At 70.9% G+C, this 22,005-nt stretch carries 22 protein-coding genes; 13 read left to right on the forward strand and 9 right to left on the reverse strand.

Annotated features, from left to right (window positions below):
* On the reverse strand, positions 1-1,584 hold the full coding sequence (locus ACQRWP_RS32440; RefSeq protein ID WP_410820280.1) for an acyl-CoA carboxylase subunit beta: 1,584 nt from the start codon (positions 1,582-1,584) through the stop codon (positions 1-3).
* An 84-nt stretch (positions 1,585-1,668) separates the two neighbouring features.
* Between ACQRWP_RS32440 and ACQRWP_RS32445 the strand changes: the two genes are divergently transcribed.
* Together ACQRWP_RS32445 and ACQRWP_RS32450 are read left to right on the forward strand one after the other, a co-directional pair.
* Positions 1,669-2,544 (forward strand): biotin--[acetyl-CoA-carboxylase] ligase, encoded by an 876-nt coding sequence (locus ACQRWP_RS32445; RefSeq protein ID WP_430499965.1) that lies wholly within the window; start codon positions 1,669-1,671, stop codon positions 2,542-2,544.
* A 107-nt stretch (positions 2,545-2,651) separates the two neighbouring features.
* The gene (locus tag ACQRWP_RS32450) at positions 2,652-3,224 is read left to right on the forward strand and encodes a PH domain-containing protein (RefSeq protein WP_210784420.1); all 573 of its coding nucleotides are present in this window, start codon (positions 2,652-2,654) and stop codon (positions 3,222-3,224) included.
* A 44-nt stretch (positions 3,225-3,268) separates the two neighbouring features.
* On the opposite strand, the gene ACQRWP_RS32455 is transcribed toward ACQRWP_RS32450, so the two are convergent.
* From ACQRWP_RS32455 to ACQRWP_RS32465, 3 genes are all read right to left on the reverse strand, one after another.
* Entirely contained in the window at positions 3,269-3,985 is a 717-nt protein-coding gene (locus ACQRWP_RS32455) for a MaoC/PaaZ C-terminal domain-containing protein (RefSeq protein WP_430499966.1), read from the reverse strand.
* Complete coding sequence (locus ACQRWP_RS32460; RefSeq protein WP_430499967.1) at positions 3,982-4,689, reverse strand: GtrA family protein; 708 nt, start codon at positions 4,687-4,689, stop codon at positions 3,982-3,984. The genes ACQRWP_RS32455 and ACQRWP_RS32460 overlap by 4 nt, the downstream gene beginning before the upstream one ends.
* Before the next feature lie 63 nt (positions 4,690-4,752).
* Positions 4,753-5,289, reverse strand: a complete 537-nt coding sequence (locus ACQRWP_RS32465; protein WP_430503360.1) for a GtrA family protein — start codon at positions 5,287-5,289, stop codon at positions 4,753-4,755.
* A gap of 439 nt (positions 5,290-5,728) precedes the next feature.
* On the opposite strand from ACQRWP_RS32465, the gene ACQRWP_RS32470 reads away from it, so the two are divergent.
* From ACQRWP_RS32470 to ACQRWP_RS32485, 4 genes are all read left to right on the forward strand, one after another.
* Positions 5,729-7,573 (forward strand): phosphoenolpyruvate carboxykinase (GTP), encoded by a 1,845-nt coding sequence (locus tag ACQRWP_RS32470; RefSeq protein ID WP_430499968.1) that lies wholly within the window; start codon positions 5,729-5,731, stop codon positions 7,571-7,573.
* A gap of 37 nt (positions 7,574-7,610) precedes the next feature.
* Positions 7,611-8,468: a hypothetical protein gene (locus tag ACQRWP_RS32475; RefSeq protein WP_430499969.1), complete on the forward strand. Its 858-nt coding sequence runs from the start codon at positions 7,611-7,613 to the stop codon at positions 8,466-8,468.
* Positions 8,469-8,700: 232 nt separating this feature from the next.
* A complete protein-coding gene (locus tag ACQRWP_RS32480) occupies positions 8,701-9,843 on the forward strand; it encodes a geranylgeranyl reductase family protein (RefSeq protein ID WP_091394351.1) in 1,143 nt (380 codons plus the stop codon).
* A 31-nt stretch (positions 9,844-9,874) separates the two neighbouring features.
* Entirely contained in the window at positions 9,875-10,645 is a 771-nt protein-coding gene (locus ACQRWP_RS32485) for an isoprenyl transferase (RefSeq protein ID WP_396705928.1), read from the forward strand.
* Positions 10,646-10,686: 41 nt separating this feature from the next.
* Here ACQRWP_RS32485 and otsB read toward each other — a convergent pair whose 3' ends face one another.
* From otsB to ACQRWP_RS32500, 3 genes are all read right to left on the reverse strand, one after another.
* Positions 10,687-11,511, reverse strand: coding sequence for a trehalose-phosphatase (otsB, locus tag ACQRWP_RS32490; RefSeq protein ID WP_430499970.1), 825 nt, complete (start codon positions 11,509-11,511; stop codon positions 10,687-10,689).
* A 68-nt stretch (positions 11,512-11,579) separates the two neighbouring features.
* The gene (locus tag ACQRWP_RS32495) at positions 11,580-11,933 is read right to left on the reverse strand and encodes a hypothetical protein (protein WP_091394345.1); all 354 of its coding nucleotides are present in this window, start codon (positions 11,931-11,933) and stop codon (positions 11,580-11,582) included.
* A gap of 162 nt (positions 11,934-12,095) precedes the next feature.
* Positions 12,096-12,539, reverse strand: coding sequence for an XRE family transcriptional regulator (locus ACQRWP_RS32500; RefSeq protein WP_091394342.1), 444 nt, complete (start codon positions 12,537-12,539; stop codon positions 12,096-12,098).
* A 264-nt stretch (positions 12,540-12,803) separates the two neighbouring features.
* Between ACQRWP_RS32500 and ACQRWP_RS32505 the strand changes: the two genes are divergently transcribed.
* The 7 genes from ACQRWP_RS32505 to ACQRWP_RS32535 all read left to right on the forward strand — a co-directional run bounded on the left by ACQRWP_RS32505 (position 12,804) and on the right by ACQRWP_RS32535 (position 19,869).
* Positions 12,804-13,148, forward strand: coding sequence for a hypothetical protein (locus tag ACQRWP_RS32505; protein ID WP_030328857.1), 345 nt, complete (start codon positions 12,804-12,806; stop codon positions 13,146-13,148).
* 31 nt (positions 13,149-13,179) lie between these two features.
* Entirely contained in the window at positions 13,180-13,515 is a 336-nt protein-coding gene (locus ACQRWP_RS32510; RefSeq protein ID WP_091394339.1) for a hypothetical protein, read from the forward strand.
* A 413-nt stretch (positions 13,516-13,928) separates the two neighbouring features.
* A complete protein-coding gene (locus ACQRWP_RS32515) occupies positions 13,929-15,344 on the forward strand; it encodes a PhoH family protein (protein ID WP_238666702.1) in 1,416 nt (471 codons plus the stop codon).
* A 277-nt stretch (positions 15,345-15,621) separates the two neighbouring features.
* Positions 15,622-16,299, forward strand: a complete 678-nt coding sequence (locus tag ACQRWP_RS32520) for a lytic transglycosylase domain-containing protein (RefSeq protein WP_430499971.1) — start codon at positions 15,622-15,624, stop codon at positions 16,297-16,299.
* Between the two features lie 105 nt (positions 16,300-16,404).
* Positions 16,405-17,058 (forward strand): rhomboid family intramembrane serine protease, encoded by a 654-nt coding sequence (locus tag ACQRWP_RS32525; protein ID WP_238679720.1) that lies wholly within the window; start codon positions 16,405-16,407, stop codon positions 17,056-17,058.
* Positions 17,059-17,164: 106 nt separating this feature from the next.
* Entirely contained in the window at positions 17,165-18,133 is a 969-nt protein-coding gene (locus ACQRWP_RS32530) for an NAD(P)/FAD-dependent oxidoreductase (RefSeq protein WP_430503361.1), read from the forward strand.
* A 65-nt stretch (positions 18,134-18,198) separates the two neighbouring features.
* Positions 18,199-19,869 (forward strand): hypothetical protein, encoded by a 1,671-nt coding sequence (locus ACQRWP_RS32535; RefSeq protein WP_430499972.1) that lies wholly within the window; start codon positions 18,199-18,201, stop codon positions 19,867-19,869.
* Positions 19,870-19,945: 76 nt separating this feature from the next.
* Here ACQRWP_RS32535 and ACQRWP_RS32540 read toward each other — a convergent pair whose 3' ends face one another.
* Positions 19,946-20,917, reverse strand: coding sequence for a DMT family transporter (locus ACQRWP_RS32540; protein ID WP_430499973.1), 972 nt, complete (start codon positions 20,915-20,917; stop codon positions 19,946-19,948).
* Positions 20,914-21,945 (reverse strand): class II fructose-bisphosphatase, encoded by a 1,032-nt coding sequence (gene glpX, locus ACQRWP_RS32545; RefSeq protein WP_430499974.1) that lies wholly within the window; start codon positions 21,943-21,945, stop codon positions 20,914-20,916. Before glpX ends, ACQRWP_RS32540 begins: the two co-directional genes overlap by 4 nt.
* Positions 21,946-22,005 lie beyond the last annotated feature (60 nt).

Genomic DNA, 22,005 nt, shown 5'->3' on the forward strand with positions numbered 1-22,005 from the left:
TCAGAGCGGGATGTTGCCGTGCTTCTTGGGCGGCAGGGTCTCCCGCTTGGTGCGCAGCACGCGTAGCGCCCGGACGATCTGGGTACGCGTCTCGTGCGGCGGGATCACCGAATCGATGTACCCGCGCTCGGCGGCCACGTACGGGTTGGCCAGGGTGTCCTCGTACTCGGCGATCTTCTCGGCCCGGACCGCCGCCGGGTCCTCGGCGCCGGCCAGCTCGGAGCGGTAGAGGATGTTCACCGCGCCCTGCGCGCCCATCACCGCGATCTGCGCGGTCGGCCAGGCGAAGTTCAGGTCCGCGCCGAGGTGCTTGGAGCCCATCACGTCGTACGCCCCGCCGTACGCCTTGCGGGTGATCACGGTGACCTTGGGGACGGTCGCCTCGGCGTACGCGTAGATGAGCTTGGCGCCCCGGCGGATGATGCCGTCCCACTCCTGACCGGTGCCGGGTAGGAAGCCGGGCACGTCCACGAAGGTCAGCACCGGGATGTTGAACGCGTCGCAGGTGCGAACGAACCGGGCGGCCTTCTCCGAGGCGGCGATGTCCAGGGTGCCGGCGAAGTGCATCGGCTGGTTGGCCACCACACCGACCGGTCGCCCCTCGACCCGGCCGTAGCCGACCACGATGTTCTGCGCGTAGAGCGGCTGGACCTCCAGGAACTCCCCATCGTCGAGGACGTGCTCGAGGACGGTGTGCATGTCGTACGGCTGGTTGGCCGAGTCCGGGATCAGGGTGTCCAACTCCCGGTCCTCGTCGCTGATCGCCAGCTCGGCGGGGGCGTCGACGACCACCGGCTCGTCGAGGTTGTTCGACGGCAGGTACGACAGCAGCGCCTTGACGTAGTCGACCGCGTCCTCCTCGTCGCTGGCGAGGTAGTGCGCGTTGCCGCTGCGGGAGTTGTGCGTACGCGCGCCGCCCAGCTCCTCCATGCCGACGTCCTCGCCGGTCACCGTCTTGATCACGTCCGGGCCGGTGATGAACATGTGTGAGGTCTTGTCGACCATCACGGTGAAGTCGGTGACCGCCGGGGAGTAGACCGCGCCGCCGGCACAGGGCCCCATCACCAGGGAGATCTGCGGGATGACGCCGGAGGCCCGCACGTTGCGGAAGAAGATCTCGCCGTAGAGGCCGAGCGAGACGACGCCCTCCTGGATGCGCGCGCCGCCGGAGTCGTTGATGCCGACCACCGGGCAGCCGATCTTCATGGCCAGGTCCATCACCTTGACGATCTTCTCGCCGAAGACCTCGCCGAGCGAGCCACCGAAGACCGTGAAGTCCTGCGCGAAGACGCACACCTGCCGGCCGTCCACCGTGCCGTAGCCGGTGACCACACCGTCGCCGTACGGGCGGTTCCGCTCCAGCCCGAAGGCCGTGGACCGGTGCCGGGCCAGTTCGTCGAGTTCGACGAAGGAGCCCTCGTCGAGGAGCATCTCGATCCGCTCGCGGGCGGTCTTCTTGCCGCGCGCGTGCTGCTTCTCCACGGCGCGAGCCGACCCGGCGTGCACCGCCTCGTCGACCCGGCGCTCCAGGTCCGCCAGCTTGCCCGCGGTGCTGTGGATGTTGGTCCCGGTCTCGGTAGTCACCCAGGGAATATAACGATGGTTCAGGTGGGTGCCGCTGTGCAGTACGCCTCAGTGTCGGCCGGAGCACCGCCGTAGGCTGGCGGAATGTCGGGCTCCCCGTACACCGATCTGGACCGGCCGCCGCTGTCGGCGGCCCGGCTGCGCCGCGCGTTGATCGCGCCGAACGGGCCGTGGGCCCGGCTGGAGCTGCGTGCCGAGACCGGCTCCACCAACGCCGACGTGGCCGAGGCCGCCCGGGCCGACGAGCCCGAGGGTCTGGTCGTGGTCGCTGAGCGGCAGACCGCGGGGCGGGGCCGGCGCGGTCGGGTCTGGCAGTCGCCGGCGCGGGCCGGCATCGCGACGAGCGTGCTGCTGCGGCCCGGCGAGGCCGTGCCGGAGCGCGGCTGGCTGCCGGCGACACCCACGGGGTACGGGTGGCTGCCGTTGCTGGCCGGCGTGGCGCTGGTCGAGGCGGTGGCCCGGCTGGCCGAGCTGGAGGCCACCCTCAAGTGGCCGAACGACCTGCTGATCGACGACGCGAAGTGCGCGGGCGTGCTGGCCGAGGCGGTGCCCGGACGTGCGCCGGACCAACCGCCGGCCATCGTGCTGGGCATCGGGCTCAACGTGACGCTGCGCGCCGACGAGCTGCCGGTGAATCCGACCGGGCTGCCGGCCACCTCGCTCCAGCTGGCCGGCGCGGTGGCCACCGATCGGGATCCGCTGCTGCGGGCGCTGCTGCGGGCGGTCGCCGACTGGTACGACCGTTGGCGTTCGGCGGGCGGCGACGCGGTGGCCAGCGGCCTGCGCGACGCCTACCTGGCGGCCTGCGCGACGATCGGCCGTGAGGTACGCGTCCTGCTCCCCAGCGGCGACTCCCTGACCGGCACCGCCACCGGGGTGGACCCGGACGGCCAACTGATGGTCACCACGTCCACCGGCGCCCGAACCCTGGCCGCCGGCGACGTCCTGCACCTCCGCTGAGAACAGGCAAGATCACGAAGAGCCGAGTGGGACCGCGCGGCGGATGTCGTGGTGGGGCTTGGGGGGTTTACCGTCTGCGCGTCCAGAAAATCGCGTTGGAGGTTCCCGTGGCGTTTCCTGAAGACGTGCTCACCGAGGACGAGCACGTCGTGCTGCACCTGCACCCGCACTGGAAGGCGCTGATCCGGCCGATCGCGGTGCTGGTGCTGGCCATCGCCGCGGTGGTGGTCGGCGTGCTCCTGTTGCCCGAGAGTGGCGGCGGTTCGATCGCGCTGGCCGTGATCGGGGCGATCGCCCTGGTCGCGGTGCTCTGGCTCGGCCTGTGGCCGTTCCTGGTCTGGCGCACCACCCACTACCTGTTCACGAACGAGCGAGTCCTGCTCCAGCAGGGTGTGTTCTCCCGCGACCGGCGGGACCTCCCGCTCGCCCGGGTCAACGACCACTCGATGAACCAGCGTTTCGTCGAGCGCCTGCTCGGCTGCGGGACGCTCACCATCGAGTCGGCCGGTGAGCGTGGCCAGTCGGTGCTCGCCGACGTGCCGGACGTCGGCAAGGTGCAGACCACCCTGTACGAGCTGGTCGAGGCACAGCACGACAAGCACTCGCTGGGCGATGGCGAGATGCGCGACATGCTCGCCGACATGCAGGACGGCAAGCCGCTGCGCGACACCACCACCTGAACCGGACGGTTGGGACCCGTCCCTGCCGCGCTGTCGGGGGCGGGTCAGTCGGGTCGTTGAGCCTCGGGTGAGCCGCTGCTCTCCGTCGGGTTGCCGTCGGACGACCCGACGGTGGACGGGTCCGCTGCGGTCAGGTCGCTGTCGGGCTGGTCGACTCCGGGCTGGTCAACGCCGGGCTGGTCAACGCCGGGCTGGTCAACGCCGGGCTGGTCCGCGTCGGTCGGGGCGGCTTTGGGGGCTTCGGCTTCGGCGGGGTCGGCCTCGGCCGGTCGCACGGCGAACCAGCCACGGAAGCGGGTCCGCAGCACCTCCTGCTCGGGCCGGTCGTCCGGGCCGAGGCGCAGCATGGTGCCGGTGAGGCTCACGGTGCCGAGCCCGGGGCGGGCGGTCGACGGCCGGGCGCCCATCACGTCGACCCGGACCGCGAGCCGGTCGCCGGCCCGCACGGGCGCGAGCCAGCGCAGCTCCTCCAGGCCGGGGGACGCGTCCGCGGCGGCCCGGGACAGCAGGTGGTCGACGTACGCGCGCATGAACAGGCTGACCGTGTAGAAGCCGCTGGCGATCAGGCCGCCGTGTCGGCTCGCGGCGGCCAGGTCGGGGTCGACGTGGTACCACTGCGGGTCGAAGCGGCGGGCGAAGGCGACCATCTCGTCGGCGTCCACGGTGACCACGCCCAGGTCGACGGTGAGCCCCGGGACGAGATCCTCGAAGAACAGCTCGGCCGGTCGCCCCGTGCCGGAGCGGGCGTCGGGCGTCGTCACCGGCGGGGCGCGCGGCGGGTGCTGACGTGAAGCTCCGCGGCGAGTTCCGCGTCCAGGTCGACGGCGGGGCTGACGCTCAGCCGCTGGGGCCGACCCTGAGTGGGTGCGCCGGGCGGGGAGTCGAGGCGTTGCGCGGCCTCCGCCTCCTCCAGCTCGGACACGGATTCCGCCAACTCGGCGACCGGGTCCATCTCCGCCATGGTGTCCCACTCGTCGCGCGGAATGTCGTGCCAGGTGGAATCGGGCTTCGCGGCCTCGTCCTCGGCCGGTGCGACGGGTTGGAAGACGAAGGTGCGGTATGACCAGAACCGGAACAGCGTGGCCAGCATGACGCCGACGGTCTTGGCCAGATTCAGCGCCAGCAGGCCGTGTACGCCCAGGCCGTACTTGGCCGCCGCGACGGCGCCGAGTTCAATGAGCAGGCCAGCGCCGTTGAAAAGGAAGAAAAGGAGGTATTCCCGGCGAAGCGCCGATTTCGGGCGATCGCGGTACGTCCAGTGCCGATTCATGAGGTACGACGTGATGGTGGCGACGATGGTCGCGATCACGGTCGCCTTCAACTGACCATTGACGAAAACGGTCAGTGCAAGGGCATTGAACACCGCGTAATTGATGACGGTGTTGATGCCGCCGACGATGCCGAACTTGAGCGCCTCGTGGATGAACTTCTGCCAGCGCTCAGGCAGCAGGCGGACAAGACGCATGCGAAACACCTTAGGGCAGTCGGTGCGGCCGGCGATCACCGGCCGAACGAGATGGGCGGCAGGTCACGCCCCGTGGTCACGGTCGGGATTCACCTGCGGAAGGGTCGGGGTTCCCGCTTCGACGAAGACGAACCGCCGGTACGACCAGAATCGAAACAGCGTGGCGAACCCCGTGCCGACGATGTAGCTGGCGAGGTTGTCCGCCAGGCGCGTCTGGAACACCGCCGGCCAGATGGCGCCGAGCCCGTAGCGGCTGAGCGCGAGGCAGGCCACCGTGATGCCGAGACCGACCGCGTTGAAGAAGAAGAAGAGCGCGTACTCGCGGGCCGCGTTGTTGCGCTGGCGGTGCCGCCAGGTCCAGAACCGGTTGCCCACGAAGGCGACGGACGCGGCGATCACGGTGGAGATCGTCTTCGCCGTCAGCTCTTCGACGCCGTGCTTGCTCGTCAGGTAGTTGAAGAGCGCGAAGTCGACGAGGAAGGCGAAGCCGCCCACTGTGGCGAACTTGCTCATCTCGCGAATGAGGTGACCGAAGCGGTCGAGAAGCATGCCGACGAGACCCCGTCGGGTCTGCCGGGGGCCCGGTTGTTCCCCGGTCATCGTGGCGGCCACGGAGGGAGCCTACCGGCTGCCGGCCAGTCAGAGGGGTAGCAACGGCAAGCGGGCGTGGTCTCCCGGATGGGCCCAGCGCCGCGTGCGTAACCACTGCACAGAGCGTAGCCAATTGGGAGGACTGAGCCGCCGTGGAACGGGAATCACCGCACCGGTCGGCGGGGCAGGTCCACGGCCCGACCGCAACAAGCGTCCGCCGGGGTGCAAAACAAGATTTGCGTGAAACTGCGCGGGAAAGCGGGTATCAGCTCGTGATGCCGCAGCGAGGCCGTAGCTTGTGCAGTTCTTCACAACCTGTCCCACTGACTCGGAAGGCTGCCCGGTTTACGCTGAGGCCAATCCCAGGTTTCCACGAAGGCGACGCATCGCGCCGCCGAGTCTCGTGCATCCCATAGATCGGTCAGCGTCGACCACAAGGAGATGTGTCATGGTTGCTCCGGCTGTTGTGCGGGGTATTGATCAGGCCCCGACGTCCCATCCGAAACTGCTCGCCTGGGTCCGTGAGGTCGCGGAACTGACCACCCCCGACCGTGTCGTCTGGGTGGACGGGTCCGACGAGGAGTGGCGCCGCCTCACCGATGAGCTGGTCGAGGCCGGCACCCTGATCCGGCTCAACCCCGAGAAGAAGCCCAACTCGTTCTACGCGCGCACCGACCCGACGGACGTCGCCCGGGTCGAGGAGCGCACCTACATCTGTTCCGTCGACGAGGCGGACGCCGGCCCCACCAACAACTGGATGGCGCCGGCCGAGATGAAGCGGACGATGACGGACTTGTACCGGGGCTCCATGCGCGGTCGCACCATGTACGTCATCCCGTTCGTCATGGGCCCGGTCGAGGCCGAGTCCCCGATGTTCGGTGTCGAGATCACCGACAGTCCGTACGTGGTCGCCTCGATGCGCATCATGACGCGGATGGGCACCCGGGTCCTCGAGGCCATGGGCGACGACGCGGACTTCGTGCACGCGCTGCACTCGATCGGCGCCCCGCTCGCCCCCGGCCAGCAGGATGTCGCCTGGCCCTGCAACGACACCAAGTACATCTCGCACTTCCCGGAGAGCCGGGAGATCTGGTCGTACGGCTCGGGTTACGGCGGCAACTCGCTGCTGGGCAAGAAGTGCTACTCGCTGCGGATCGCCAGCGTGATGGGCCGGGACGAGGGCTGGCTCGCCGAGCACATGCTGATCCTCAAGATCACTTCCCCGGAGGGTCGGGTCTACCACATCGCCGGCGCGTTCCCGTCGGCCTGCGGCAAGACCAACCTCGCCATGGTGGAGCCGACGATTCCGGGCTGGAAGGTCGAGACCATCGGCGACGACATCGCCTGGATGCGATTCGGCCCGGACGGCCGCCTCTACGCGGTCAACCCCGAGTACGGCCTGTTCGGCGTCGCGCCCGGCACCGACTGGAAGACCAACGCCAACGCCATGCGCACCCTGGACCGGGGCAACTCCGTCTTCACCAACGTCGGCCTCACCGATGACGGGGACGTCTGGTGGGAAGGCATGGGCGAGCCGCCGGCGCACCTGATCGACTGGAAGGGCAACGACTGGACGCCGGAGAGCGACAGCCTGTCCTCCCACGCGAACAGCCGGTTCTGCACCCCGATCACCCAGTGCCCGATCCTCGCCGACGAGTACTTCGACCCGAACGGCGTGCCGATCGACGCGATCCTCTTCGGCGGACGCCGCAAGGACACCGTCCCGCTGGTGACCGAGGCCCGCGACTGGGTGCACGGCGTCTACATGGGCGCCACGCTCTCCTCGGAGACGACCGCCGCCGCGTCCGGTGCCGTCGGCGTGGTCCGGCGGGACCCGATGGCGATGCTGCCGTTCATCGGCTACCACGCCGGCGACTACTTCCGGCACTGGATCGAGATGGGTAAGGGCACCGACGGCGACGAGGCGAAGCTGCCGAAGATCTACTACGTCAACTGGTTCCGCAAGGACCCGGACGGCTCGTTCCTCTGGCCGGGCTTCGGGGAGAACTCCCGGGTGCTCAAGTGGGTCGTCGAGCGGATCGAGGGCACGGCCGACGCGGTGGAGACCCCGGTCGGCATGGTTCCCGCGCCGGACGCCCTGGACGTCGAGGGCCTGGACATGACCCCGGAGGATGTTCGGATCGCGCTCAAGGTCGACCCGGACGAGTGGCGTAACGAGCTGCCGATGATCACCGAGTGGTTCGAGAAGTTCGGTGACAAGCTGCCCGGCGTGCTCTGGGCCGAGTTGGACGCGCTGCGCGCCCGTCTGGACGCCGCGCAACCGCAGCGGTAGGTGTGAACGAGAGCCTTCGCGGGCAACATCGGATTTCATGAGGACGGCCGCCGAGACCCAGGTCCGGCGGCCGTCCGCCGTCCGGGTGCTCACCACCCTGCTGGCGACGACGGCGGCGGCCACCGTCGTGGTCGAGCTGCTCAACTGGTGGTACGCCCCGGAGCAGGGTTTCGGGCTGGCCGTACGGACCGGCTGGGCCATGCTGCGCTCGTTCGGCTTCCTGCTGCTGATCGGGCATGTGCGACGGGGTCGTACGGTGGCCCGCCCGTTCGGGCTGATCCTCGCGGTCACCACGATCTTCGCGGTCGGCCGGCTCATCGTGCCCCGGCAGGGGGTGCCGCCACTGCCCGGCCTGCTCGGCTTCGCCATTCTCACGGCGCTCTGCGTCGCGGTGGTCTGGTTGCTCTACCGCTCGTCGGCGTTGGCCGGGCACCTGGTCCGGCACCGTCCACGCCTCGTCATCGACCGGGACGGCATTTCCTGGCGGGAGACCCCTCCGCGCCGACCCCAGGCCAGCGCCTGGTTGTTGACCAGCCGGGTGGCGGCCTTCACCTACAGCCCGCTGATGCTGGTGCCGGCCCTGGTGGCCGGAGGTTCCATCCTGGATGGTCGACCGACCGCCCTGCCGGCCGTGCTGTTCTGGTTCGGTGCCGGCATCACGGCCAGCTACGCGGTGCTGTTCTGCACCGCGTTCCTGATGCGGGGCAAGGACTGGGCGCGTGGCCTGCTGGTCGTGGTCACGGTCGCCGTACTCGCCGTGGATCTGCCGCTGTGCTGGTGGCTGCTGGGCGTGGACGGCCTGATCCGCGACGGCGCCCCGCTGCTAGCTGCCGCCGGCCTGGCCCTCTACGGCCTCCGCCGCGCCGCCCGCACCGAAGACCCCACCCCGGCCTAACCCCGTCGATCATGGAGTTGTGGTGCCCGGTGCACTCCGGTTTGCCGCTTCCGTGACCCACCACAACTCCATGATCGACCACATGGGGCCGGGCGGCGCTGTGCGGGAGCGGCCCGTGCGAGCCGGCAGGGGGCAGGATGGCGAGGTGGCGTCGGTCACAACGGTCGACGTCGGCCAGGTGGATCGTAGGGGCGGTGCGGGAGCAGTCGCGTCGGCCGGAGGGAGGCGCGCGGTGGGCGACGAGTTCGACGTGGTGGTGGTGGGGGCGGGGCCGGCCGGGGCGGCAGCCGCGCTGACGGCGCGCCGGGCCGGTGCCAGCGTGCTGCTGCTGGACCGGGCCGACTTTCCCCGGGACAAGGCATGTGGTGACGGGATCGCCGCGCACTCGGTGGACGTGCTCGCCGAGCTGGGGGTGACCGAGGCGGTGGCGGGTTACGCCCCGCTGCCGGCGTTACGCATGATCTCGCCGGGCGGCGGTGCGGTGGCTCGGGCACTGCCCCGACCCGCGTACACAGTGCCCCGGGAGGTCTTCGACGCGCGGCTGGTGGCGGCCGCGGTGGCCGCCGGCGCGCAGCTGCGACGGCACACCGTGCGCCAGGTCGAGCCGCGCGCCGACCGGGTGGTGCTCGACGGGCAGGTGTCCGGCCGGGTGGTGATCGGCGCGGACGGCGCCGGCTCGGTGGTACGTCGGGCGCTCGGCCACCCGCAGAACCCCGACCGGCATCTCGCGCTGGCCATCCGGGGGTACGCCCCGGCTCTGCCCGGCCCGTCCGAGCAGCTCATCGTCACCTCGAAGGCGCGCTGGCCGGCGTACGCCTGGTCGTTCCCGATCGGCGACGGACGGGCGAACGTCGGGTACGGGGAGGTCCTGCGCGGTGAGCCGCTGAGCCGCGCGTATCTGCTGGACCGACTGGCCGCGCTGCTGCCCGGCACCGATCTGGCGACCGTGACCGCGTTGCGCGCCCACCATCTGCCGCTCTCCACGCACCGGCCGTCGCCGGGGCGAGGGCGCACGCTGCTGGCCGGGGACGCGCTGTCACTGATCAATCCGTTCACCGGGGAGGGGATCTTCTACGCGTTGCTCTCCGGCGCGCTCGCCGGGTCGGCGGCGGCCCGGTCGCCCGAGGGCGCGGCTGGCCGCTACGCCGACGGGTTGCGTCGCCGCCTCGGCACCCACCTGCGGCACAGTTCGGTCGCGGCCTGGCTGGCCCGGCGACGTCGGGTGGTGGACGCGGCGGTCCGGGCCGCCCGTCGGGACGACCGGGTCTTCTACGACGTGGTCGAGTTGGGACTGGGTGACGGACGCCTCACCGCTCGTACGCTCGCACTGATCGGCGCCGGTCTGGGCGGCGGGGATGGGGCTCCGAGGCAGTGAACCGGCTGAAGGGTCGCTACGCTGCTAGGTGATGACGCTGCGGAACCTTATCTACTCCGTGTACGAGCGCCGGCTCACGGCGAAGCTCGCGGGTAAGCCGGTGCCCCGGCATGTCGGGGTGATGTGCGACGGCAACCGCCGATGGGCGAGGGAAATGGGCTTCGTCGACCCGAACGACGGGCACCGGGTCGGCGCGGCGAAGATCAAGCATGTCCTCGGCTGGTGTGACCAGGCCGGCGTCGGGCACGTGACCCTCTACCTGCTGGCCACCGACAACCTGCGCCGTCCGGCCGCTGAGCTGGACCCGCTCCTCAAGATCATTGAGGATCTGGTGGTGGAGCTCTCCGAGGAGGGCAACCCCTGGCGGCTGCGCATCGTCGGGGCGCTCGACCTGCTGCCGGCGCAGACCGCGGCGGCGCTCAAGGGCGCCGAGGAGCGCACCCGCGAGCGCACCGGCGGTGCGGAGGTCAACATCGCGGTTGGCTACGGCGGTCGCCGGGAGATCACCGACGCGGTCCGTTCGCTGCTGCTGGAGCACGCCGCCACCGGGGGCACGCTCGAGGAGTTGGCCGAGGTGCTGGACGTCGAGCACATCGCCGAGCACCTCTACACCCGGGGCCAGCCCGACCCGGACCTGGTCATCCGCACCAGCGGCGAGCAGCGGCTGTCCGGTTTCATGCTCTGGCAGTCCGCGCACTCGGAGTTCTACTTCTGCGAGCTCAACTGGCCGGATTTCCGGCACATCGACTTCCTGCGGGCCCTGCGCTCGTACGCCACCAGACAACGCCGCTACGGCGCCTGACCCGGCGGCGACGTCGTCGGTCGCCGCTCGGTCAGGTCAGGTCAGGGCAGGTGGGTCAGTGCCCGGGTGAGGAAGTCGCCCAGGGCGGCCGGCGACTCGATGGTCAGGTCGGCGGCGTTGGCCACCTCGTGTCCGGTCTCCGGGTTGGCCACCGCCACGCAGACGCCGAGGAAGTCCGGGTCGGCGGCGGCGCGAGCGCGCAGGGCGGCGAAGGCCTTGATGTCGGAGACGTCGTCGCCGAAGTACCAGGCGCCGGTGGCACCCTTGATCGCCTCGCCGATCACCATGCCCTTGTCCCGGTCGACCGGTGGCTTGAGCTCCAGCACCATCCGCCCGGCCTGCGAGCGCAACCCCAGACGGTCGGCCTGCGCCTGCCCCCACTGCTGCACGGTCGCGCCGAGTTGCGGGGCGGTACGCCAGTGCAGCGCGACCGAGAGCCGCTTGTACTCCACGAGCGTGCCGGGCGGCAGCTCCGCCCGAGCCAGGTCGGCCAGCTCCGCCATGGTCGGCACCCAGGGCAGCGCGGCCGGTTCGGTGACTGTCTCCCCGCCGGAGTGGCTGTGCTCCAGCCCGTACAGGCCGTAGAGGTCCACGCCAGCGAGCCCGCCGAGCTGATCCCGAAGGAACTCGACAGGTCGGGCGGAGACGATCGCGACCCGCTGCACGACCGGGGCGAGCGCCTCGATCGCGGCAAGCGCCTTGGGAGCCGGGCGTACCGCGGTCGGATCGTCGTCGACGGGCGCGAGCGTGCCGTCGAAGTCGAAGAAGAGCACGGTCCCGGCCGCCCGGCTGGCGGTTATCCGCCAGGCCTGGTCGGCGTTCAACGGGGTTCTCGGCTGCTGATTGCCCAGATTCAACGGCGGCACGCGCGTCAGCGTACCCCGGCGATCCAGGCTCATTCCTGGCCGAGCGGACCCATTGAGCGGTTACGCGATCAGCGTTCGGCGGCTCCTCGTCCGCGCCTGCCGAACGGCACCACTGCCGCCTCCTGGCCGTGGCTCAACAGGTAGCCCTCCACGAACCCGGTGTTGCGATCGCCGGTGTGGTTCTCGATCTCGTTGAGCCGGGCCACCAGGAACTCGGTGAGCGCGCTGATTCGGTTGTTCAGACGCTCGTGCAGCTCGGCGACGACGGCCAGAACGACCGCGGTGCCGGCGGTGATGAGCGCAAAGAGGTTGACGAGCAGCGGCAGCTGCCCGCCGTCGACCGCCAGGGTCACTGTGTTGCCGGTCGCCCACAGTGTCACCGACACCGTTGCGACCACGACTGCCAACCACTTCAGGGTCATGGACAGACCCCTCCTTCTGTCCCGCAGGGCTGGGTTCGGCCTTGTCCCGTCCCCCCGCCGATGACGAGCCCAAGCAGTACGAATAGGGACGCTAGCGTGCCCGTTCCAGCCCCGGAGGCAAACGAATGAACCTGACCAGGCGTTCTTTCGCTATCTGAGGAACTAGCCTGCCTGATTGCCCCTTTTTCGGACATCGACCGGCAACGTTGGGCGGTATGCGAGGTATCTAATGGTTTCGCGGATGTGGAACTTCTCCGCGTCCGACACCTGCGGATCGACCAGACGGCGTAGCAGCGCCTCCACGTCGGGGTCCATCGGAGGGGCGGCCTGGCCGGTGCGGGGGCCGGCCGCGGCGCGGTCCCAGCCGAGCGCCGCGAAGGCGGCGGCCGGGTTCAACCCCAGGCCCTCGCAGAAGGCGACCACCCGCTCGGCCTCCGGGTCGCTGGCCCAGTCGCCCCGGACCCAGCGGTTGATGGTCTGCCGGGAGACGCCGGTGCGCCGGGACACCTCGGTGCCGCTCCAGGCTCGGGTTGCCCGCGCCTCGTCCAGAGCCCGCCGGACGAAGGTGGCGAAGGCGATCTTCCGCGCATTGGCCGTCTCGGTCACTCCGTGACGGTACGGCCAGCCGGCCGCGGTTGCGTGCCCCGGCTCGCCACTGTCACGCAGACGTGACGAGGAGTTCGGATTTCCGGTAAACGAGTCAGTGCCACTGTTGAGGGGTGTCACGCGGGCAGAATAGATGAACGTAGTGGCAAACGTAAGCGGACGAAAAGCTGATACTGTCACGCCCATGGGACAATCTACGGTGTGTCACGTGCATGAGACGATTGGTGCTCACATGCGTCACGCCCCCGGTTCCAGGGGGTCGTGGTGACCGAGCTCGCCACCCGCGCCCAGGCCTTCGGGCTGATCGCCGAGGGGGTCGCCGCAGGGCTGACCGCCCCCTGGCGCCTCTACCTGGCCCGAGGCTGCCGCTACCTGTCGCTGAGCGTCGGTGATCGTGCCGAGTGGAACGCCTGGCGTACCCATCTCGGCTGCCCGGAGCTGAGCGTCCGGGTCTACGACGCCGGCGGCGAGATCCGCCGGTCCTCGGTGGCCGAAGTCGTGCTGGACGGCTGCCGGATCAGCGTCGAGTTGGTCGAGGAGGTCAGCACCGACGACCTGGACCGGCTGCTCGTCGCCGACCCCACCACGATCGAGCCGGAGGAGCGATGACCTGGCGTCCCGGCTGGGCCGGAGTTGCCCGATGAGCCCGTTTCTCGCGGTGTTCCTCGTCCTGGTGCTCGGTGCCACCAGTTACGCGGCCGGCCGGCTGCACGGGCAGCTCAGCTACCGCATCGGCTACCGCTTCGGTTACCGGCAGGGCTACTTCGACGGTGACCGGGGCGCCTGGAACCGGCGTCGTCGGGACGCCCAGGCGGCGATCGCCTCGGCCCTGTCGGTCTCGCCCGCGGGCGTGGTCCGCTCCGCCGGTGCTGTCGAACGCCCCGGCACCACGTACACCGGCTCGTCGTTCAGCGCGCCGGCCGCCCCGATCACCGGGCGGCACCCGACCGGCACGCTCGTCCGACGTACCGGTTGAGGTCGGTCGGCGGGGCTACCCCGCCGACCGGCGCCACGAACGCGGTGCGTCGTCCGCGGCGGACACGCACCGTCGGGGCCACGTCAGACCGGTGACGGTGGCCCCACCGGCCGGGATGCGCGCAGGGGGCATGCATCCCGGCCGGTTCCGCCGCGTCCGCGACAATGCCTTTCGGCTGGTGCGGGCGTCGACGGAGCGCTGTTCATGAGCGCGTCTTGGGAGATCCACGTTCGGCCTCTAGCCGGGAAGGTCCGGCGGGGCTAGCGTCTAGGCATGGCACGGGGTTCTCCCGAGCCAGCCGGTCCGCCCGGATCTGCGACCTCGCGCATGGGGTTCCGCATCCGACCCCGTGTCCCCGGGCACCGGAGGAGGCGGAACACGGGTGGCGGGTGCCCATCCGTCGGAGCAGGCCTGTGACGACTCGCCGTACCATCGCCGGTGCCGACCAGACCCCGGCCGCGACTGCCACGCCCCGCCGAGCCACCAGGAGCCGCCGTTCGGCGGCCGCCGCGCCGGCCGACCCCAAGGAGCCACGACCAGCCGGCCAGGCCTTTGTCCTGGACACGTCGGTGCTTCTCTCCGATCCGGCGGCGTTCCACCGGTTCGCGGAGCACGAGGTGGTGCTACCTCTGGTGGTCATCACCGAGCTGGAAGGCAAGCGGCACCATCCGGAGCTGGGCTGGTTCGCCCGGCAGTCGCTGCGGATGCTCGACGACCTGCGGGTTCGGCACGGCCGACTCGACCGCCCGGTGCCCGCCAACGACGTCGGCGGCACCCTGCGGGTGGAGCTCAACCACACCGACGACGGCGTCCTGCCGCCCGGGTTCCGCACCGAGAGCAATGACGCCCGGATCCTCTCCGTCGCGCTCAACCTCGCCGCCGAGGGGCGGGAGGTGACCCTGGTCAGCAAGGACATGCCGTTGCGGGTCAAGGCGGCCTCGGTGGGTCTGCGTGCCGACGAGTACCGCCACGGCCAGGCCAGCGACCCGACCTGGACCGGCATGTCGGAGATGGAGTTGAGCGAGGAGCAGATCGGCCAGCTGTACGCCGGCGAGACGCTCGACCTCGACGAGGCGGCCGGGCTGCCCTGCCACACCGGTCTGGTGCTGCACTCCGGGCGTGGCTCCGCGCTCGGTCGGGTGCTGCCGGACAAGTCGGTGCGTCTGGTCCGGGGCGACCGGGAGGCGTTCGGGCTGCACGGCCGCTCGGCCGAGCAGCGGATCGCTCTCGACCTGCTGTTGGACGAGTCGATCGGGATCGTCTCGCTGGGTGGCCGGGCCGGCACCGGCAAGTCGGCACTGGCGCTCTGCGCCGGGCTGGAGGCGGTGATGGAGCGCCGCCGGCACAAGAAGGTGATCGTGTTCCGCCCGCTGTACGCCGTCGGTGGCCAGGAGTTGGGCTACCTGCCGGGCTCGGAGTCGGAGAAGATGTCGCCGTGGGCCCAGGCGGTCTTCGACACGCTCGGCGCGGTGGTGCACGAGAACGTGCTGGAGGAGGTCACCTCGCGGGGCATCCTGGAGGTGCTGCCGCTGACCCACATCCGCGGGCGCAGCCTGCACGACGCCTACGTGATCGTGGACGAGGCGCAGTCGCTGGAGCGGGGGGTGCTGTTGACAGTGCTGTCCCGGATCGGGCAGGGCTCCCGGGTGGTGCTCACCCACGACGTGGCCCAGCGGGACAATCTGCGGGTCGGCCGGCACGACGGGGTGACGGCTGTCATCGAAGCGCTCAAGGGCCATCCGCTCTTCGCGCACGTCACCCTCAGCCGTTCGGAGCGGTCGCCGATCGCCGCTATGGTCACGGACCTCCTGGAGGACATCCCGATCTGACGGGTGTTATGCGGGCTTTTGTCCGCATTTTCGGTGTGGCGCAGATCACAAACGGCCTGGTTGGTTTCCCATCAGCCTCACTGTGCGCAATCGTGTCCCACGAGCGTCCATGCACCACCGGAATCGTTGGCGATCGTTCGTCCCGAGACGGACGGCATCGGCGAAGGTCGGTGCGTCGGTGCGACCGGCAACCGGTCGGGGCGCTCGTGGCACGGCTGACGGCCCACCTGTGGTCTGCGCCGCGCCACGTCCTTGCTCCCGACGAAGGGACCACTTCGTGAGTCGGCTGTGGAGCCGGTTGGGCGCCCGTACGGCTGCTGTAGCGCTGCTCTCCGTGGGCGTTGCCGGTGGCTTCTACCTGGGCGAAGACCGGGAAACCCAGCAACAGGGTCTGACCGAGCAGGTCAGTCTCGAGGTCGACCGGGCCGACCTCGCGTACCAGCGCGAGCGGCAGGCCGCCCACCAGGTGCAGTTCTCCAAGCAGCGGGCCGCCGAGTACCAGGCCAAGCTGCGGGCCGCGCAGGCCGCCAAGGAAGCCGCCGAGCGGGCCCGTAGGGCCGAAGCCGCCGCGGCGTCCCGTAAGCGCGAGCGCGCCGCCGCCAACGCGCCCGCCAAGCCGTACGACGGGCCGATCCCGGCGTCCTGCGCCGAGTACAGCGGCAACCGCAAGACCGGCTGCGCCCTGATGATCAGCGCGGGTTTCGGCATCGCCGAGTTCCCCTGCCTGGAGAAGCTCTGGACCAAGGAGAGCGGCTGGAACCACAAGGCCAGCAACTCCTCGTCCGGTGCGTACGGCATCCCGCAGTCTCTGCCGGGCAGCAAGATGGGCTCCGTCGCGTCCGACTGGCGGACCAACCCGGCCACGCAGATCAAGTGGGGGCTGGGCTACATCAAGGGCAGGTACAAGACGCCCTGCGGCGCCTGGACCTACTTCCAGAACAACGGGCACTACTGACGGCTCTCGAAGGCGGGGCAGGTGGCTCTCCACTCGCCCCGCCTTCGCGTACTCCGGACGGGACGTGAGTGGCGGTCGGCCGCTTTTGCTGATAGCAGTTGTGGAGTGACCCTGCACCCGTCAAGCGGCGACCCCTACCGGTTCGGCACCGAGGCGTTCTACGCCGCGCTCGGCCGGGCGTTCGTCGCCATGTGCGCGGTGGTTCCGTTCCTCTTTCTCATCGAGGCCGTCGACCAAGGGCTCGCGTTCGGACTGGACGCCACCGCCGGCATCATCCCGCAGCGCATCGACGGGCTGGACGGGGTCTTCTTCTCCCCGTTCCTGCACCACGGCTTCGACCACCTCTACAGCAACAGCATCCCGCTGATCCTGCTGGGCACCTTCGTCCTCGCCGCCGGCGCCCGCCGGTTCCTCTGGTCGACCCTGGTCATCATCCTGGTAAGCGGGCTCGGCGTGTGGTTCACCGGCTCACCCAACTCGGTGGTTGTCGGCGCCAGCGGCGTCATCTTCGGCTACCTGGGCATCCTGCTCACCCGGGGCATCGTCGAGCGCAGCTGGTGGAACTTCGCGGTCTTCCTCCTGGTCGGTCTGCTCTACGGCTGGCAGCTGGTCGGCATCCTCCCCACCGACGAGCGGATCTCCTGGCAGGGGCACCTGTTCGGCCTGCTCGGCGGGGTGGTGGCGGCGATCCTGTTCCGTCGGCGGCGACCCGCCGTGGACGGCCCGGACTACTCGGGCTCCACGCTCAGCCTGCCCTGAGGCGATTCTCCGGCGCGCCTCTGGGACGTGCTTGCCCGACCGTCGCCGCCCGCTTACGGTCGAGATCAGCACGCGTTGATCCGTGAGCGGAAAGCGACGGTACGCCATGCGCGAGGTCGATGTCGCCGTGATCGGGGCCGGTCCGGCCGGTCTCTTCGCCGCGTACTACGCCGGGTTCCGAGGGCTGTCGGTGGCGGTGATCGACGCGTTGCCCGAGCCGGGCGGTCAGGTCACCGCCATGTACCCGGAGAAGCTGATCCTCGACGTCGCTGGCTTCCCTGCGGTCAAGGGCCGCGATCTGGTGGCCAACCTGGTGGCCCAGGCAGCCCCGTTCGGTCCGCAGTACCTGCTCGGCACCCGGGCGGAGAAGCTCGCGTACACCGACGGTCGCCCGGTGCTCGGCCTGGCCGGTGGCGAGCAGCTCGCGTGCGGCGCGATCGTGGTCACCGGCGGGCTCGGCAGCTTCAGCCCTCGGCCGTTGCCGTGCGCCGACGGCGCCCCCGGCTCGGGGATCGTCTACTTCGTGACCGAGCCGACCGAGCTGACCGATCGGGACGTGCTGATCGTCGGTGGCGGCGACTCCGCCTTCGACTGGGCGCTGGCGCTGCAACCACTGGCCCGGTCGGTGACCCTGGTGCACCGCCGGGAGAAGTTCCGGGCCCACGCCTCGACGGTCGCCCGGGTGCTCTCCCTGCCGGTGCGGGTGGTGGTCAATGCCGAGGTCACCAGGCTGCTCGGGGACGGCACCGTGACCGGTGCCGAGGTCACCGTGCGCGGCGGCGCGACCGAGACGTTGCCGGTGGACATCGTGGTGGCCGCTCTCGGCTTCACCGCCGACCTGGGCCCGCTCGCCGAGTGGGGGCTACGGCTGGACCGCCGGCACATCCTGGTCGACAGCGCGATGGCCACCAACCTGCCCCGGGTCTTCGCGGCGGGTGACATCACCGAATACCCGGGCAAGGTCCGGCTGATCGCCACCGGCTTCGGTGAGGCGGCGACGGCGGTCAACAACGCGGCCGTGGCCATCGACCCGAGCGCACACCTCTTCCCCGGGCACTCCTCCGACGCCGGCTGAGCGTCGGTATCGGACCCAGACCGACCTGAGTCCGGATCGAGACGGGTCGACCGGATCCTGAGTGGATGACGGGTTCCGAGACACCGCAGGACGGCGCGCCCACCACGCTGTCCTGGCTCTGCCACCCCGCCACCCTGTTCGCGCTGGTCCTGCTGCTGGTCAACGACCATGTGCTGAAGACGGCCTTCCCCGGCCTGGTGACCGGCAAGCTGAGCGACGTCGCCGGCCTGGTGCTCGCCCCGCCGCTGGTCGCGGTGATGCTGACCCTCCTGGTGCCACGGCTGCCGTCCCGGGCCGCCGCGGTGGCCGGCCTGGTCGCGGTGGGCGCCGGGTTCGCGGTCGTCAAATCCAGCGGGTACGCCGCCGAACTCGCCTCCTCGGCCTGGACCGTGCTGGCCGGGCCGTCGCTGGTCCGGGCCGACTGGACCGACCTGCTCACCCTGCCGGCGCTCGGCCTGGCCTGGTGGAGTTGGACGCGGTCACGTCGCCGCCCGGTGCGCCAACGGACCGCACGGCTGGTCCGGCTGCTGGTGGTGCTGCCACCGGCGGTGTTGGCGGTGGCAGCGACCAGCCCGATCTACTATCCGTACGCAGTGGGCACCGCGACCCTCGACGGCCACCCGGCGATCTCGGTCGGCAGCGGCTACAGCACGTCGGACTGGCCGGCCAGCCCGTTGGACGGGCAGTGGTCGGTCAGCGAGGACGGCGCGACCACCTGGCGGCCGGTCACGGAGGATGAGCAGCGGCGACTGTCCCGCCAGGAGGTCGGGCAGCAGCAGGCGTGCGCTTCGGACGAGCCCCGGCGTTGCTACCGGATCGTCACCGGGCACCTACGGGTCGAGGAGAGTGACGACGCCGGTGCGACCTGGCGGGTGGCCTGGGAGGTGCCCGACGGGCAGCGGGAGGAGTTGGCCCGCCGGTCGCCGAACCCGGGCGATGTCCAGCGGCACTTCGCCTCCCGCGATCTGGTCGTCTATCCCCACGCCGGGGGTGGTCACGAGGTGCTGGTCGCCAACGGGCGGGACGGGTTTCTGCGCCGCCTGCCCGACGGTGGGTGGCAGCGCGACGGGTTCCTCTTCGAGGAGGGGCAGCTCGGCACGTCGTGGAACGAACCGCCCCGGCTGGGCGGTGGCGGACCCGGCGACCGCCAGATGGACCTGTTGCTCGTCGTCGCGCTGGCGCTGACTCTCGGCTGCGCGGTCGCCGCGCTCGCCGGTCATCTCGCGATCCGCCGTGGTGGAGGTCCACGCTGGTGGGGGATCGTCAGCAGTGCGTCGATGCTGGTCGCGGGGATCGTGTTGGCCGCGGCCTGGGGGCGCGACGACGACACCCTGGCGTTCATGGCCGTGCCGTTCGTGCTGGCGGTGGGCGTCCTCACCGCGGTGGCCATGATCGTTCGAGCTTCCTACCAGGGCGCTCTGCGGCGCTGGATCAGGTGGGTGCTCACCGGGCTCCTGCTCACCGCGCTCCTGGCTGGGCTGCCGCTGGTCGGTTGGCTGTACGGCACCCCGTCGCGGACCCGGTTCGCGGTGGCGCTCGCCCTGCTGGCCACGGTGCCGGGCGTGCTGCTGGCCACCCGGATCGCTCGGCTGGTGGACCCGGCCCGTGGGTTCGAGCGCCGGTACCCGCCGCGCCCGCCCTATCCGCCGTACGGGCCCTATCCGCCTGCGCCCTACCCTGCGCACCCACCGGCGGTGCCTGATCCGCCGTACCCGTCGCAATCGCCGCCGCAGTGAACCTCAGAGGTGCGGCCGACCCTCCGATGGGCGGCTGACCCTCCGATAGGTGGCTGACCTCTCGGCAGGCGGCTGGTCAGCGGCGGGCGGGTGGCGCCAGCGCGGCGATCAGCACGGCCACCATGGTCAGCGCCGCCCCGAGCAGGGTGTTCACACCGGGGTGCGAGGCCGCCGTGGGAAGGACCAGGTCCAGCAGGACGGCACCCACGATCTGCCCGGCGATGGTGGCCAGGCCGAGCAGCAGCACACCGGTGAAGCGCACGATCGCGGCGGCGATCGCGATGAACACGATGCCGATCGGGCCGCCCAGGTAGAGCCACGGCTCGGTCGGCAGGTGGCCGCCGGGCCAGCCGCGTACGGCGATGTCGATCGCGAACGCGACGAGCAGGGTGACAGTGCCGACGGCGAAGTTGACGAGCGTGGCGGTCAACGCGCTGTCGGCCGCCGCCCGGACCCGGCCGTTGACGGCCTGCTGCCAGGCGATGCCCACCCCGGCGAGCAGCGGCAGCAGGGCCAGCGCCAACGCGCCCGGGTCGCCGAGTCGGTCACCGACCGCCAGGCCGACCGCCAGCACGGTGAGCACCGCGCCGGCCAGCCGCTGCCGGGTGACCGGCTGCCGGCCGGTCGGCCCGATCCCGGCCCGGTCCACGGCAAGGCTGCTGCCGGTCTGGCCGGCGACCACCGCCACGGTGAAGACCGCCACGCCCAACGTGCCGATGGTGAGCCCCTGGGTGGCCACCAGGAACGCCCCGCACATCCCGCCGAGGCACTGCCACGGCCGTAGCGTGCCCGTCCGCAGGGCCTTCCGCGTCGCGACCAGCCCTCGCCGACCACCGGGGGTCGCGGGCACCAGCACCAGCAGCACCAGCAGGCCGATGCCGAACGAGACGACCGCGGCGGCGAAACCGTCGTCGAGGCGTACCCCCAGCTCGCCGTTGATGCGCGACTGCACCGCCACCGCGACCCCGGAGGCCGACGCCAGCGCGACGCCGGTGATCCGGCGGGCGGCCGACAGGGTCTGCGGGGTCGCCGTGTCGGCGGCTGTCACTCCTGCTCGGCCAGCGGACGACCATCGAAGTCGACCGCCGAGTAGAGCGCCAGCTTCTCCAGGCGGTGGTACGAGTCGATCACCCGGATGGTGCCGCTCTTCGAGCGCATCACGATCGACTGGGTGTACGCGCCGCCGGCCCGGTAACGCACCCCGCGCAGCAGGTCGCCGGAGGTGACCCCGGTCGCCACGAAGAAGCAGTTGTCGCCGGTGACCAGATCATCGGTGCTCAGCACCCGGTCCAGGTCGTGACCGGCGGCGATCGCCTTCTCCCGCTCCTGCTCGTCGCGCGGCCAGAGCTTGGCCTGCATCGCACCGCCCATGCACTTCAGCGCGCACGCGGAGATGATGCCCTCCGGGGTGCCGCCGATGCCCATCAGCACGTCCACGTCCGACTCGCCCCGGGCGGCCGCGATGGAGCCAGCGATGTCACCGTCGGAGATGAACCGGATCCCCGCCCCGGTCCGGCGGATCTGCGCGACGAGGTCGTCGTGGCGGCTCCGGTCCAGCACGCAGACGGTCACCTCGGAGACGTCGGTGCCCTTGACCTTGGCGATCCGGCGCAGGTTCTCCGCCACACCGGCGTTGATGTCGATCACGTCGGCGTACGCGGGCCCGACGGCGAGCTTCTCCATGTAGAACACGGCGCTGGGGTCGAACATCGCACCCCGCTCGGAGACGGCGAGCACCGCCACGGCGTTCGGCATGCCCTTGCTCATCAGGGTGGTGCCGTCGACCGGGTCGACGGCGACGTCCACCTCCGGGCCCGTGCCGTCGCCGACGTGTTCGCCGTTGAAGAGCATCGGGGCGTTGTCCTTCTCGCCCTCGCCGATCACCACCACACCGCGCATCTGGATCGAGTTGATCAGCTTGCGCATCGCGTCGACCGCGGCCCCGTCGCCGCCCTCCTTGTCGCCCCGACCGACCCACCGGCCGGCGGCCATCGCCGCGGCCTCGGTGACCCGGACCAGGTCGAGGGCAAGGTTTCGGTCGAGATCCTGTGGGATCCGCGTCCTGGTGTTCGTCATGACGGCTACTCCTCCTCGCGACGGTGCGGGGACGACCGGCGGCGGGGAGGCCCCCACTGC

The organism is Micromonospora trifolii (assembly GCF_050516465.1).
Lineage (GTDB): Bacteria > Actinomycetota > Actinomycetes > Mycobacteriales > Micromonosporaceae > Micromonospora > Micromonospora trifolii.

Coding starts and splice junctions, on each gene's coding strand:
- ACQRWP_RS32445 (WP_430499965.1), top strand. CDS start 1,669: ATGTCGGGCTCCCCGTACACCGATCTGGACCGGCCGCCGCTGTCGGCG.
- ACQRWP_RS32460 (WP_430499967.1), bottom strand. CDS start 4,689: ATGCGTCTTGTCCGCCTGCTGCCTGAGCGCTGGCAGAAGTTCATCCAC.
- ACQRWP_RS32465 (WP_430503360.1), bottom strand. CDS start 5,289: ATGACCGGGGAACAACCGGGCCCCCGGCAGACCCGACGGGGTCTCGTC.
- ACQRWP_RS32470 (WP_430499968.1), top strand. CDS start 5,729: ATGGTTGCTCCGGCTGTTGTGCGGGGTATTGATCAGGCCCCGACGTCC.
- ACQRWP_RS32475 (WP_430499969.1), top strand. CDS start 7,611: ATGAGGACGGCCGCCGAGACCCAGGTCCGGCGGCCGTCCGCCGTCCGG.
- ACQRWP_RS32485 (WP_396705928.1), top strand. CDS start 9,875: ATGACGCTGCGGAACCTTATCTACTCCGTGTACGAGCGCCGGCTCACG.
- ACQRWP_RS32495 (WP_091394345.1), bottom strand. CDS start 11,933: ATGACCCTGAAGTGGTTGGCAGTCGTGGTCGCAACGGTGTCGGTGACA.
- ACQRWP_RS32510 (WP_091394339.1), top strand. CDS start 13,180: ATGAGCCCGTTTCTCGCGGTGTTCCTCGTCCTGGTGCTCGGTGCCACC.
- ACQRWP_RS32530 (WP_430503361.1), top strand. CDS start 17,165: ATGCGCGAGGTCGATGTCGCCGTGATCGGGGCCGGTCCGGCCGGTCTC.
- ACQRWP_RS32535 (WP_430499972.1), top strand. CDS start 18,199: ATGACGGGTTCCGAGACACCGCAGGACGGCGCGCCCACCACGCTGTCC.
- glpX (WP_430499974.1), bottom strand. CDS start 21,945: ATGACGAACACCAGGACGCGGATCCCACAGGATCTCGACCGAAACCTT.